Consider the following 13,175-nt stretch of genomic DNA (forward strand, 5'->3'; position numbering starts at 1 on the left):
TGATAGACGTCACCTACGAATCCCTCATGCGCGGTATCGATGCTGCCAAACCGGGCAACACCACGGGTGATATCGGTGCCGCAATCCAGACCTATGTCGAAGCACAGCGATGTTCCGTTGTGCGTGACTTCTGCGGCCACGGGCTGGGCCTTTTGTTCCACGACACGCCGAACATTCTGCACTATGGCCGCCCCGGAGAAGGCGTTGAACTGAAGCCCGGCATGATCTTTACGATCGAGCCAATGGTCAATCTTGGCCGCCCGCATGTGAAAGTGCTGAGCGACGGCTGGACAGCCGTCACCCGCGACCGGTCCCTGTCGGCGCAGTTTGAACACTCCATCGGCATCACGCCGGACGGTTGCCAGATCTTCACGACCTCGCCCAAGGGCATTCACAAGCCGGGTCTTCCGAACGACTAGGACCTTCATGAAAGAACCAAAGTCCGGCTCCGAGGACAAGGCAACTGTGACCTCGGATCACAAGGGGCATCGGCAAAGGTTACGGGAACGGTTCCGCAAAACCGGCGAACAAAGTCTCGCCGATTATGAGCTGTTGGAATTTCTGTTGTTTTCCGCGCTTCCGCGACAGGACACCAAGCCGATTGCAAAGGCGCTGCTTCAGCGCTTCGGTTCCTTTTCTGCAGCGCTGGCTGCCCCAAGAGCCCGGCTCAAGGAAATCGACGGATTGTCGGACATCAGCGTGGACACATTGAAGGCGGTCCACGCCTCCATCATCCGATATCACCGCGCTGAACTTGATGAGCGCCGGTTGCTCGATTCCTGGTCGAAAGTAATCGAATACCTTCAGGCATCGATGGAACTTTCCACCGTGGAACAATTCAGGATCCTGTTTCTGGACAAGAAAAACGGGCTGATTGCTGATGAAGTCCAGCAAACCGGTACAGTGGATCATACACCGGTCTATCCGAGAGAAGTCATCAGGCGCGCACTGGAACATTCGGCAACTGCCCTTATTCTGGTACACAACCATCCGTCCGGCGACCCGACACCCTCACGCGCCGACATTCAGATGACCCAGAAGATCATTGAAGTTGCCACACCGCTCGGGATCGAGGTTCACGATCACATCATTGTCGGTCTGCGCAACAATGTCAGTCTCCGTGGAATGCAATTGATCTGACGTCTTGAAAAGCACCTTTCCACAAAGGGTTCGGACGACACAATGTTCGGGCTTCAACCACCCTGCATTGCACATATTTGAATTTACTCAAATTTTACTAAGATCCTGCGGCATTCCTTAACCAGAAGCTGCGATGCTCGGCCCAAAGCAATCGGGCCAATGTATGTACAATTCGACTAAAAATTCCGGTGGTCAAATAGCCAACACCATCATCGTTCCGATGATTGTTGTCGTTCTGATCTCCGTGTTGGGCATTTTTGGTGTCATGTACTGGTCCGCCAATCTTTCCGATGAAACCGCGGAACAATCCCAGCATCATCTGCTGTCAGGAGCACTCAAGCTCACGCAGAACTATATGGTCAAGCAACAGACCGGGGTGGTTATCTGGGACGAAGCCTATTGGATGGTCAACGATCCTGATCCGGATTCCAACTGGATCTACAACAACATGATGAACTGGCTGTTTTTGCATCATGGTTTCAACAGATCGATCCTCGTCGGCAAGAATTTCGATATCCAAAACGTCTATGCCAGAAACCGGTCTGAAAACTGGATGACGCCGGAACTCCTGGACGAACTCACCCCGGCAATTGCGAAGGTTCGCGCGCGTTACATCACGTCCTTTCACAAAATGCCCTCAGGTCTCTACAGCTACATGCCGAAGGGAATTGAGGCGCACCAATCCATAGCTGAAACTGGTGTCCTTGCACTCGAAGGAGAGCCTTACCTCTTCAGCGCCGCCGCTGTTGTTCCGCAAATTCAATCCATCACCACAACGCGAACACCGCCTGTCGTCCTCGTCAGCATGGTGCCGCTACGTGGTCAGAAGCTGAACGACATTTCCGAAATGTCCCGCCTGGACAGTTTCGTCCTGGCTCCCATGCAAACCGGAAGGGCCGGTGTCGGGCGTTTTCAGCTCAGGTCTCCACGCGGTGAGAATGTAGGCGTAATTGCTTGGCAGACCAGCCAGCCCGGCAGTCAGATGCTTCAACGCATCAATCCATTTCTTGCCCTCGCCGCCTTCATGATTGCCGCTGTCGTGATTGCGGTGACCATATTCACGCGTCAGATGACAAAACGGCTGGCCCGAAGTGAGGCAAAGGCTGTTCAGGCAGCCCGTCACGATGCTCTTTCCGGCCTTCCAAACCGGTCGCGGTTCCACACGATGCTGACCCAAAGCGTGCAGGAGAGCGTTGTCAAGGGAACCAACATCGCCGTTGTTTACATAGATCTCGATCACTTCAAGGACATCAACGACACCCTCGGTCACTCCGCCGGTGACAAGGTGATCGTTGCTGTTGCGGAACGTCTGCACCGCGTTATTCCGAAGACCGGCGTTGTCGCCCGGATCAGCGGTGATGAATTCGCCATGGTCATTCGTGATTGCAAGGACGACGAGTGGCTGGAATACATTCTCGATCAGGTGCAGGACGAAATCAGCCGCCCGATAAAAATCGGCAGCCGTGAACTGTTTGCAAGCCTGTCTCTCGGGGTCTCGGTCGCGCCGCGCGACGGAAACGACCCGGACGAGCTTTTGAGAAAGGCGGACATCGCCCTTTATGATGCCAAGGCAAACGGCCGGAACCGTCGCTCTTTCTTCGAACCGACCATGGAACACCACGTTCAGTCTAAGGACAAAATGTCCCGCGAACTCCGGTTGGCTCTGAGAAACGACGAACTGGAACTGGCCTATCAGCCACAGTCGGACACCGACGCCAAACGCATTGTTTCCGTTGAGGCCCTGGCTCGCTGGACCAAGGAGGACGGAACGATCGTCTCCCCGGCACAGTTTATTCCTGTGGCGGAGGAAACCGGCCTCATCAACGATCTGGGTCTTTGGGTGCTGAACAAGGCCTGCGCCAAGGCGCATGACTGGCCGGGTGTTACCGTTTCGGTCAACGTCTCACCGAACCAGTTCAAACACCCCCGGTTTGTCGAAAAGGTTATGGCCATTTTGGCCGCAAACAACCTGCCCCCTCAACGACTGGAAATCGAAGTCACCGAAAGTGTCTTTGCCGGTCGCAACGACTCTGTCCTGAAAGCCCTTCGCCGGCTGAAAAACCTTGGCGTGAAAGTCGCACTCGATGACTTCGGTTCGGGCTATTCGAGCCTCAGCTACCTGCGCCGTTTCCCGTTTGACACTCTGAAGATAGATCGGGATTTCGTGTCCGACATGAACGGCAATCCGGAGGCGGAAGCCATTCTTGTATCGATCATTCAGCTCGGCAAGGCTCTCGGTATGACGATCGTCGCGGAAGGCATCGAAACCCTTGAGCAGATCCGTTTCCTTCAGGCGCACAGATGCCACCGGATGCAGGGTTTCTTCATTTCAAAACCCTTGAGTGACCGTGCCCTTGGCCAGTTTCTGGATGATTTCCACGGCACGACAGGCAGCGGTTTTGGTGCGGATCTCAGTTATCAACCCATCGCGGCCAAAGGCTGACCCGGCAATCCGGCGAGTTATGCTCTCAGCAACCGGTTCATGTTTTCGGAAAACTCTGCATAGCTCCCAAATGGTCGGTCCTGCGCGCGATCCTGCCACCGCGTGACTTTGTCATTGCCTGCCAATTCCAGGCCGGTCTGGCCGTAGGCTGTGCGCACCATGTCCTCAAACCAGGCCACGTGCTGATTACGTCGCATGGGCTCTACCAGGCCGGCGGTTTGAAGGTAGGCACCGTGTTTGCCAGCCTGCTCGACCAGATCGGCAATGCCTTCACCTGTTTGAGAGGAAACCGAGGAAACCGGTACTTGCCAGGATTGACCACCTGAACTCAGCGACAGGGCGCCAACGACATCGGACGCGGCCCGGCGTGCGAGCGCGCCCATATCGGCCTTGGTTACAGCCACAATGTCCGGCAGTTCCATGATCCCGGCTTTCATGAACTGAAGACTGTCGCCGGATCCGGGTTGAACGCACAAGACAACCGTGTCGACCGCCTGCTTGAGATCACCTTCCGACTGCCCGATACCCACCGTCTCGACAATTACCTGATCGCATACGGCTCTAAGGACCGTAATCGCAGCAACAGCATGATCGGAAAGCCCTCCCAGGCGGTCCCGGGCCGCCATGGACCGGACAAAGACATCATCGTCCAGGGGATCGGTCTTCAACCGGGTGCGATCTCCCAGCAATGCACCTCCGGAAACGGCCGATGACGGGTCGATTGCCAGAACAGCGACACGTTTGCCGTTTTCCCGATAGGTTTTGATCAGCGCGTCGGTCAGGCTTGACTTGCCAACACCTGGAGGTCCGGTCAGCCCCAGAACCCGGCCATGCCGACAGTTACAAAGCTGATCCAGAAAGGCTGCGGTCTCCGGGTCTGACGCGCGCGTTTCAAGTCGGGTCAGAACTCGTGCGAGCAACCGCTTGCCACCCGCACGCAGGTTTTCCAGCGATGGAAATGCGCTGCTCAAACCTCAGTCCCGCTATTGCCCGCAAACATCCGCACCCTCACTCGGCGTCGTTTTTGCTCTTCAACGCCGACTGTGCCGCAGCAAGCCGGGCAATCGGCACCCTGAAGGGCGAACAGGAAACATAGTCAAGTCCAACACTTTCGCAGAAGGAAATGGATGCCGGGTCACCGCCATGTTCCCCGCAGATGCCGAGTTTGATGTCGGCACGGGTTGAACGACCCCGCTCCACACCGATCTTGATCAATTCACCTACACCGTCCTGATCGAGCGACACGAACGGGTCCTGCTCCATGATACCGCGGCTTTGATAGGTTCCGAGGAACGAGGCCGCATCGTCACGGGAAATCCCGAATGTGGTCTGGGTCAAGTCGTTGGTGCCAAAGGAGAAGAACTCCGCAGATTGCGCGATTTCAGCAGCTTTCAGGGCGGCGCGCGGCAATTCGACCATGGTGCCCACCTGATAGGTCAACTCCGTTCCGGTTTCTTCCGTCACGGCCTTGGCCATTGCTTCGATTGCCTGCCGGACAAGATCCAGCTCGCCTTTCAGGCCAACGAGCGGGACCATGATTTCCGGCACAACCGGCGCGCCGGTCACCTTTGCGGCCTCCACGGCCGCTTCGAAGATCGCGCGCGCCTGCATTTCGGCAATTTCCGGGTAAGAAACCAGGAGACGGCAACCACGGTGACCAAGCATCGGGTTGAACTCTTCAAGCGCGAGAGCACGGTCACGCAACCGTTCAGCGTCGGCCCCCATTGCCTTCGCAACTTCTGCCAGTTCCTCATCCGACTTCGGCAGGAACTCATGCAGTGGTGGATCGAGAAGACGAATTGTCACCGGCAAGCCGTGCATGATCTCGAAAAGATCCGTGAAATCCTTGCGTTGCATCGGCAGGAGTTTCGCCAAAGCAGCTCTTCGGCCTGCTTCAGAGTCGGCAAGGATCATTTCGCGGACGGCTATGATCCGTTCGCCTTCAAAGAACATGTGTTCGGTGCGGCAAAGTCCTATGCCTTCCGCACCGAATTCCCGTGCAACTTTTGCATCCTGCGGTGTCTCGGCATTGGTACGCACGCGCATCCGACGAACAGTGTCCGCCCACCCCATCAGAGTTCCGAAGTCACCGGAAAGGGTCGGTTGAAGCATTTCAACCTCACCGGCCAGAACCTGGCCGGTTGCCCCGTCAATGGTGATGATGTCGCCTTCCCTGAGCTGACGCCCGGCAGCGTTGACCACGCCATTTCGATAGTCGATGCGAAGCATGCCGGCACCGGACACACATGGTTTACCCATGCCGCGCGCAACAACGGCCGCGTGGCTGGTCATGCCACCCCGGCTGGTCAGAATGCCTTCTGCAGCATGCATGCCGTGAATGTCTTCCGGGCTCGTTTCAACGCGTACCAGAATAACCTTCAGGCCTTCGCCCTTCGCTTTTTCTGCTTCTTCCGAAGTGAAAACGATAGCGCCGGAGGCCGCCCCTGGCGAAGCCGGGAGACCGGTCGTCAAAATATCGCGTTCCGCATTCGGGGCAATGGTCGGGTGCAGCAACTGGTCCAAAGCAGCAGGTTCGACGCGGCCGATCGCCTCTTCTTCGCTCAGAAGGCCCTCTTCCACCATATCGACCGCAATCTTGAGAGCCGCTTTTGCGGTCCGCTTGCCGGCCCGCGTCTGCAGCATCCAGAGTTTGCCCCGTTCAATGGTGAATTCCAGGTCCTGCATGTCTTTGTAATGCGCCTCCAACTTGGCGCAATAGTCCTGAAACTCCGCAAATGCTTCCGGCATCAGGGCTTCCAGTGAAGGGTTTGTGGAAGCTGCCTCAATTCTGGCTTTCTCGGTTATGTCCTGCGGCGTGCGGATACCCGCAACGACGTCTTCACCCTGTGCGTTGACAAGGAACTCGCCGTAAAGTGCATTCTCACCGGTAGACGGATTACGGGTGAAGGCAACACCCGTGGCTGAGCTTTCACCCATGTTGCCGAACACCATGGCCTGGACATTGACCGCCGTTCCCCAACTCCCGGGTATGTCATGCAGGCGGCGATAGGTCACAGCGCGTGGCACCATCCAGGAGCTGAAAACCGCACCAATCGCGCCCCACAGCTGTTCCTGCGGGTCCTGCGGGAATGGTTTTCCCAGTTCCTCTTCGACGAGCGCCTTGAATTTCTCGATAATTCCCAGCCAAGCATCCGCGTCGATTTCCGTATCGAGCGACAATTCGTTGCGCTCTTTGTAGTCTTCCAGAATTTCTTCGAACTCGTGGTGATCGAGCCCAAGCACCACATCGGAGTACATCTGGATAAACCGGCGGTAGCTGTCATAGGCAAAGCGACGGTCACCCGCTTCCCGCGCCATGGCTTCAACGGTCTGGTCGTTCAGACCGAGATTGAGCACGGTGTCCATCATGCCCGGCATGGAAACTCTGGCGCCGGAGCGCACGGAAACAAGCAAGGGTCGGTCGGCATCACCGAATTTCCGGTTGGTTATGGAACCAATCTTGTCGAGCGCTTCCGTGACCTGGGCAGTCAACGCTTCCGGATAGGACTTTCCATGATCGTAATACCAGGTGCAGACTTCAGTCGTGATGGTGAAACCGGGAGGCACAGGCAGGCCAAGGCTGCTCATTTCAGCAAGATTTGCGCCCTTGCCACCCAGCAAATTGCGCATTTCTGCAGCACCTTCCGCAGCCCCATTCCCGAAGCTGTAGACCCACTTGACCATATGTCACTCTCCTCGCCTTGCGCCGGAAACGCCTTGTCTCCTTTTTTGCACTGCACATACCTGCTACGGCGAAGGATCAGCATCAAGCCCTTTTTGGCAGAATCCCGTTTCTCTGGGCCATAAGTCGTAGATTTTCCAACGATCGGCAAAATCAAATGGATTTAAACCCTCAGAAAGTTATCCCGCACTCCTTGCCGCACAGCCTTAAAGACGCCATTGTCAACGGTAATAAGCAAAAAGCAGAACCGCTAGCGACAAATAAGTGCGAGGAATGATGATACGTGTGACCGGCGCCGTTTCCCCAATGGATCGCAGGCCCTTCAAACTGAAGCTGCTTGCGCTGGTCAGCGCAATTGCCCTTCTTCCCGCAACCGCCATCGCCGAGACTACGGCCAAGTCCCAGGATTTCGGCACCCCTTCCAGTCTACCGTTCACGCTTTCCGGAAGTTACCTGTCCGGTCGTCAGGCAGGTCTGCAGAAGGATTACGGGCACGCCGCTGCGTTTTATGAGGAAACGCTGGCTGCCGATCCCTCCAATACGATGTTGCTGGAGCGCACGTTCCTGCTGAAACTGGCAAACGGCGACATCGATCAGGCAGTTCACTATGCCGGTGAACTTGAGACAGCCGGACTTCAGAATTTCCTCGCCCAGCTGGCACTCGGAGGCCAGCAGATGGTGGACGGAAATTATCAGGCTGCCGATGCGGCCCTGTCCAAGGGTAGAAACGGCCCCCTTGCACAACTTTCAATCGGGATATCCCGCGCCTGGGCCCTTTACGGCAGCGGAAAAATCGATGAAGCCGTCGAGATGATTGATGGTCTCAGCGGCCCTGATTGGTTTGAGGTTTTCAAAGCAACCCACAAAGCCCATCTGCTTTTTGCCGCAGGACGGAACCAGGAAGCGCTGGAGGCTGCGGAGGCAGCCTATACGATCGATCAGGGCGCCATCCGGGTTGTGGACGCTTATGCGCGTCTGCTGGCGGCGAACGGCCAGCAAAAAGACGCCGTTGCCGCGCTTGAACTCTACGACGAACAGTTTCGCGGACATCCGAAACTCGACCAGACCAGGGATATGCTGGAAAGCGGTGCCGTTGTCCCACCGATGGTTACGGACCCTGCTGCTGGAATGTCGGAAATCCTGTATGGGCTTGGGGCGGTAATAGGCAGGGATGGCGGTGAAGAACTGTCGACATCCTATCTGCAACTGGCATTGTTTCTCGACCCAAATGCAGAATTTGCAGCCATCGCGCTTGGCAGTGTTTTTGAACGCATGGAGCAGCCTGAAAGAGCCATTGATGCGCTGATGAAAGTTCCTGCCGACAGTGTTCTCAAACGTGAAGCGGAAATTCAGGTTGGCCTGAATTACAATGCGCTTGAGAAACTCGATGAGTCCCGCTCCCATCTGGAGGCGCTCATCGAGCAGGATCCCAACGATCTGGAAGCGGCCATCGCCCTTGGAAATATTCTGCGCTCTCACGAAATTTATGACGAGTCGGAAGACATCTACACCCAGGCGATCGAGTCGATTGAAAAACTGGAATCGCAACACTGGCTGCTGCTCTATTTTCGCGGGATCAGCCGTGAACGGCTTGGCAAGTGGGACATTGCAGAAGCCGATTTTCGCAAGGCGCTTGAACTGAATGATAACCAGCCGCTGGTTTTGAACTACCTCGGTTATTCACTGGTGGATCAGGGACTGAAGCTTGATGAAGCCCTGAACATGATCAAGACCGCAGTCGAACTTCGTCCGACCGACGGCTACATCGTCGACAGTCTTGGCTGGGTTTACTACCGCCTCGGACGGTACGAAGAAGCGGTGAAGGAACTTGAAAGGGCCATTGAACTGCGTCCCGCAGACCCGGTGATAAACGATCACCTGGGGGATGCTTACTGGATGGTCGGTCGGCGGAACGAGGCGAGGTTCCAATGGAACCATGCACGGGATCTCGGACCTGAAGAAAAGGAGCTTCCGAAAATCCTGGACAAGATTGCGAATGGATTGAAGGACGCTCCCGCTACCGACGCAGCCAAGGCCGATACAGACAAAAACGGCGGTTAACCGGACCCTGCCATGGCTCAAGAAAAGACGTCCGCGCTCCGGGTAGAACTGGCCCGGGCCAAGGTCAATTTGGCACTGCATATTACAGGGCAGCGCCCGGACGGATATCACCTTCTTGAATCGCTGGCAGTATTCCCCCAGATCGGAGATCGCGTCGCACTCGAACCTGCCGAAAAGCCTGAGCTTCGACTGGAAGGCCCTTTTGCGCGCGCACTCGACGGACCTGCCGAAAACAACCTGATCCTGAAGGCATTAAGCGCATTCGCAGCCGCTGCAGGCATCCCTACCCCGAATGTACGCGTGACCTTGACGAAGCGATTGCCGGTCGCCTCCGGAATTGGTGGCGGGTCAAGCGACGCCGCAACGACCTTGCGTCTGCTTGAAGATTTTACCGGCTCATATTTGTCGGAAAACAAGTTGCACGATCTCGCCTTGTCGCTGGGTGCGGACGTGCCGGTCTGTCTTTTTCCGGAACCGCAGATCATGCGGGGAATCGGTGACGAACTGTCCCCGGGACCTCAAATGCCCGTATGCGGAATTGTTCTGATCAACCCAAAGGTCGGCGTATCCACACCAGAAGTTTTCAAGACAATGTCTGCCCGGGACAACCCGCCATTACCGGAAATGCCCAACCGCTTCAGTACCTTGAACCAAATGTCGGGATATCTAGCGACGTGCCGTAATGACATGCAGGAAGCTGCAGTCAAGCTGTGCGGCGAGATTGGCGAGGTCCTGTCCGCCCTCAATGAGGATAACCGCATTGAGCTCGCCCGCATGTCAGGATCAGGGGCGACCTGCTTTGGTCTGTGCGAATTGAAAGATGCAATGGACATCGAGCGTCGCTTGAGAACGTCTCATCCGGCTTGGTGGATTGCCTCAGGCTCCCTTTCCTGACGCAAAAGATCAAAGAGCCGCTTCAGATGAGAAGCGGCTCTTTGAAACAGGCGTGCGATTCAAATATGGCAGCGTTAGCTCACACGGGAGATGCAGAAGGCAACAGCATCCGCCAGGGCATCATTATGCGCGCCTGCTGGCAGGACATCCAAGGCTTTCAGCGCCTTGTCACCATAATCCCGCGCCCTCACGACCGTATCGGACAAGGCGTCATACTTCTTGAGTATCTCGATCGCCTGCTCCAGATCGCCGTCTTCGATATTCTCGCCTTCCAGACAACGTTTCCAGAAAGCCCTGTCTGCGTCGGTGCCGCGTGCCACAGCCAGAACGACCGGCAGCGTGATCTTGCCTTCTCTGAAGTCGTCGCCGATGTCTTTGCCAAGGTCCGCTGACGATCCACCATAGTCGAGCGCGTCATCGACAAGCTGAAACGCGTAGCCGAGTTCCATGCCGTAAGTTCGTGCTGCCTTTTTCATGTCATCGCCCTGACCTGCAATGACAGGCCCAACTTCAGCTGCGGCAGCAAACAGGGCTGCGGTCTTCGCTTCGATCACACGAAGATAGTCCGCTTCGCTTGTCTGGATGTTTTTTGCGGCACCCAATTGCAACACCTCTCCTTCTGCGATGACTGCAGAGGCGGTGGACAGGATGTGAAGCGCTTCGAGCGAACCGACATCGACCATCATCTTGAACGCTTGGCCAAGAAGGTAATCACCAACGAGCACGCTCGCCTGGTTTCCCCAGAGCTTGCGTGCAGCCAGCTTGCCACGGCGCATATCGCTTTCATCAACGACATCGTCATGAAGCAACGTTGCGGTGTGCATGAATTCAACACTGGCAGCCAGCGTGACATGGCCATCGCCGCGGTAGTCGAACATGTTCGCGCAGGCGAGCGTCAGCATCGGCCGCAAACGTTTACCACCGGACGAGATGAGGTGTTTGGCGATCTCCGGAATCAGTTCCACGTTGGAACCTGCTTTGGACAGGATCAGCTCATTGACATCCGCCATACCTGCAGACACCAGGTCCACGAGAGACTGTATGCTCGGACGGCGCTGCTGATTGTCGGAATATGTTGCAACCACGGCCACTAATGGCACTCCCTAGAATATTTGTGCGGACAATATGGCGCGAACGCCTCCGGGGCAAGACAGCAATCCGTTGACAAACTGTTGAAATGCCACAATCAGCAGGTTTTGCTGTACACCAGTTCAACGCGGCACGCTCATCCGTCGACCACGACCACGTTGTTAACATTGGGAAACATATGGAAGAACTTGTCAGAACCAATGACCCCGTCCTGATCTCGTTTCTTGAATCGATTCTTGAAGAGGCTGGCATCAAGCATTTTGTCGCAGATGGGAATATGAGCATTCTTGAGGGATCTCTTGCGATGATACCGCGGAGAATTCTGGTCGACTCGGACCAGTTACAGTTGGCACGCAGGCTGGTGCGTGATGCGGGTCTGGAACACGAACTGCGCCCGGAAAATGGACACTCGTGACATGTCTGAGCCCTTGGACGCCGAAACCCCGGACATAACGCATGACGCCTTTCTCGGTGGACGGGTTTATGTGCATCAACCCAAACACGGCAGGCACCGGGCCGGCCTGGACGCTGTTTATCTGGCTGCGGCTCTTCCCGAGAGCGTCACAGGCAACGTGGTTGACCTTGGCTCAGGGGTCGGTACGGCCGGCTTTTGCGCGGCCGCGCGGTTGTCCGACATTTCCGTAACTCTTGTCGAAATAGATCCTACTGTGCTGGCACTTGCGGCGGACGGGTTGAAAGACCCGCACAATGCAGCTTTTGCAGACAGAATTTCGCTTCTGGAAGCCGACATAACAGCCAAGGGCAGCGCGCGTCATGCGGCGGGGTTGAAACCGTCGATGGCCGATCATGTCATCATGAACCCGCCTTATTATGAAGCTGACCGTTTTCGTGCATCACCCAAGTCGGCCCGAGCAGGCGCACATATGCTGGATGAGCGCGGCCTGGAGCCCTGGATAAAGACGGCAACGGATATCATCAGGGACGGCGGAAGTCTGACTGTGATCTTTCGTGCCGACGGTCTTCAGGAATTGCTCAACGCCTTCAAGGGTCGCTTTGGGTCAATCGACGTGATTCCCTTGCGCCCACGACCGAATGCGGCGGCAACCCGGATTCTGATCAGGGCTACCCGTGCCAGCAAGGGTCCTTTGCGTCTGTTGCCGGGCTTCGTGCTGCACGAAGAGAACGGTTCCGACTTCACCGCTCAGTCGATTGCTGTCATGCGTAATGGCGAAGGTCTCGGCCTCACGTCACGACGCTGACTGTTTTTGTGCATTCCGATTATCTCAGTGGATTACAATTTCGCCGTCAGCATAGCGAAAATCCACAGGCTCGATCAGGTTTTGATGCGCAACGCGCACTGAGTGAATTCGGCCCTCGATTTCCCGCTCCCAGAAAGTCAGAAACCGGTTCAATTCGGGAAACCGGGGTGCCAGATCCTCCGTTTGCCACAGAAAGCTCTGAAGAAGTTTCGGATGATCCGGAAGCCTGTACAGGATTTCAGCCGTCAGCAAACCATAGCCGAGCAGTCGTTTTTCAAAGTCTAAGCTGGATTTCATGCCAATCCTTTCTTTTCTCACAAAGAAAGGGTGTCACGGAAACCTGCATAAACAAAAACAAATTTTCGACAATTGCTGTTTATAAGCACAATTTTAGCAGCACTCTCAAAGAACTGCTAACAAGGTACTTTGATACCCACAAGATAATCTTCAGTTGGATTGAATGGTGGTCAAATAGCCTAAAAACGCGTCAATGTCATCCGGTTCGAACGCAAATTCCGGCATGTTGTCATGCGCCGTAACAATCCCTTCCGCCAGTGGCTCTTCGAGACTTTCCAGCGGATATCGCTTTGACAGGTCCCGGAATGCAGGCGCGGCTGCTTGCGCGCTTTCGTCGTCCGTTCCAATC

General features: G+C 55.9%; 11 protein-coding genes and 1 pseudogene. 7 read left to right on the forward strand and 5 right to left on the reverse strand.

Annotation, left to right across the window (positions count from 1 at the left end):
• The 3 genes from K5905_RS13200 to K5905_RS13210 all read left to right on the forward strand — a co-directional run.
• The coding region (locus K5905_RS13200) for a M24 family metallopeptidase (RefSeq protein ID WP_297584551.1) at positions 1 to 419 on the forward strand (419 nt) is incomplete at its 5' end.
• Positions 420 to 426: 7 nt separating this feature from the next.
• Positions 427 to 1,140 carry a DNA repair protein RadC gene (gene radC, locus K5905_RS13205; RefSeq protein WP_297584553.1) on the forward strand — a complete coding sequence of 238 codons (714 nt, stop codon included), beginning with the start codon at positions 427 to 429 and terminating at the stop codon, positions 1,138 to 1,140.
• A 163-nt stretch (positions 1,141 to 1,303) separates the two neighbouring features.
• Positions 1,304 to 3,583: an EAL domain-containing protein gene (locus K5905_RS13210; protein ID WP_297584555.1), complete on the forward strand. Its 2,280-nt coding sequence runs from the start codon at positions 1,304 to 1,306 to the stop codon at positions 3,581 to 3,583.
• A 17-nt stretch (positions 3,584 to 3,600) separates the two neighbouring features.
• Here K5905_RS13210 and K5905_RS13215 read toward each other — a convergent pair whose 3' ends face one another.
• Together K5905_RS13215 and ppdK are read right to left on the reverse strand one after the other, a co-directional pair.
• Positions 3,601 to 4,554 (reverse strand): methylmalonyl Co-A mutase-associated GTPase MeaB, encoded by a 954-nt coding sequence (locus K5905_RS13215; RefSeq protein WP_297584558.1) that lies wholly within the window; start codon positions 4,552 to 4,554, stop codon positions 3,601 to 3,603.
• Between the two features lie 37 nt (positions 4,555 to 4,591).
• Positions 4,592 to 7,267: a pyruvate, phosphate dikinase gene (gene ppdK, locus K5905_RS13220; RefSeq protein WP_297584559.1), complete on the reverse strand. Its 2,676-nt coding sequence runs from the start codon at positions 7,265 to 7,267 to the stop codon at positions 4,592 to 4,594.
• Between the two features lie 274 nt (positions 7,268 to 7,541).
• Here ppdK and K5905_RS13225 point away from each other — a divergent pair, with 274 nt between their 5' ends.
• Together K5905_RS13225 and K5905_RS13230 are read left to right on the forward strand one after the other, a co-directional pair.
• The gene (locus K5905_RS13225) at positions 7,542 to 9,326 is read left to right on the forward strand and encodes a tetratricopeptide repeat protein (protein WP_297584561.1); all 1,785 of its coding nucleotides are present in this window, start codon (positions 7,542 to 7,544) and stop codon (positions 9,324 to 9,326) included.
• A 12-nt stretch (positions 9,327 to 9,338) separates the two neighbouring features.
• Complete coding sequence (locus tag K5905_RS13230) at positions 9,339 to 10,220, forward strand: 4-(cytidine 5'-diphospho)-2-C-methyl-D-erythritol kinase (protein ID WP_297584563.1); 882 nt, start codon at positions 9,339 to 9,341, stop codon at positions 10,218 to 10,220.
• Between the two features lie 74 nt (positions 10,221 to 10,294).
• Here the strand turns inward: K5905_RS13230 and K5905_RS13235 are convergent, their stop codons facing one another.
• Complete coding sequence (locus tag K5905_RS13235) at positions 10,295 to 11,230, reverse strand: polyprenyl synthetase family protein (RefSeq protein ID WP_297584573.1); 936 nt, start codon at positions 11,228 to 11,230, stop codon at positions 10,295 to 10,297.
• 257 nt (positions 11,231 to 11,487) lie between these two features.
• Between K5905_RS13235 and K5905_RS13240 the strand changes: the two genes are divergently transcribed.
• Both K5905_RS13240 and K5905_RS13245 read left to right on the forward strand, forming a co-directional pair.
• Positions 11,488 to 11,724, forward strand: a complete 237-nt coding sequence (locus K5905_RS13240; RefSeq protein WP_297584565.1) for a DUF2007 domain-containing protein — start codon at positions 11,488 to 11,490, stop codon at positions 11,722 to 11,724.
• A gap of 1 nt (position 11,725) precedes the next feature.
• Positions 11,726 to 12,529: a methyltransferase gene (locus tag K5905_RS13245; RefSeq protein WP_297584568.1), complete on the forward strand. Its 804-nt coding sequence runs from the start codon at positions 11,726 to 11,728 to the stop codon at positions 12,527 to 12,529.
• 24 nt (positions 12,530 to 12,553) lie between these two features.
• Here K5905_RS13245 and K5905_RS13250 read toward each other — a convergent pair whose 3' ends face one another.
• Positions 12,554 to 12,826 carry an usg protein gene (locus K5905_RS13250; protein ID WP_297584571.1) on the reverse strand — a complete coding sequence of 91 codons (273 nt, stop codon included), beginning with the start codon at positions 12,824 to 12,826 and terminating at the stop codon, positions 12,554 to 12,556.
• 150 nt (positions 12,827 to 12,976) lie between these two features.
• A pseudogene (locus K5905_RS13255) lies at positions 12,977 to 13,175 on the reverse strand (cytochrome C); the annotation flags it as partial.

The organism is Roseibium sp., from assembly GCF_025698965.1.
GTDB lineage: Bacteria > Pseudomonadota > Alphaproteobacteria > Rhizobiales > Stappiaceae > Roseibium.

What these genes read in the sequence shown, in the direction of transcription:
- K5905_RS13240 (WP_297584565.1), top strand. Translation starts at nt 11,488, where the DNA reads ATGGAAGAACTTGTCAGAACCAATGACCCCGTCCTGATCTCGTTTCTT.
- K5905_RS13250 (WP_297584571.1), bottom strand. Translation starts at nt 12,826, where the DNA reads ATGAAATCCAGCTTAGACTTTGAAAAACGACTGCTCGGCTATGGTTTG.
- K5905_RS13235 (WP_297584573.1), bottom strand. Translation starts at nt 11,230, where the DNA reads ATGGCGGATGTCAATGAGCTGATCCTGTCCAAAGCAGGTTCCAACGTG.
- K5905_RS13225 (WP_297584561.1), top strand. Translation starts at nt 7,542, where the DNA reads ATGATACGTGTGACCGGCGCCGTTTCCCCAATGGATCGCAGGCCCTTC.
- K5905_RS13245 (WP_297584568.1), top strand. Translation starts at nt 11,726, where the DNA reads ATGTCTGAGCCCTTGGACGCCGAAACCCCGGACATAACGCATGACGCC.
- radC (WP_297584553.1), top strand. Translation starts at nt 427, where the DNA reads ATGAAAGAACCAAAGTCCGGCTCCGAGGACAAGGCAACTGTGACCTCG.
- K5905_RS13230 (WP_297584563.1), top strand. Translation starts at nt 9,339, where the DNA reads ATGGCTCAAGAAAAGACGTCCGCGCTCCGGGTAGAACTGGCCCGGGCC.
- K5905_RS13210 (WP_297584555.1), top strand. Translation starts at nt 1,304, where the DNA reads ATGTACAATTCGACTAAAAATTCCGGTGGTCAAATAGCCAACACCATC.
- ppdK (WP_297584559.1), bottom strand. Translation starts at nt 7,267, where the DNA reads ATGGTCAAGTGGGTCTACAGCTTCGGGAATGGGGCTGCGGAAGGTGCT.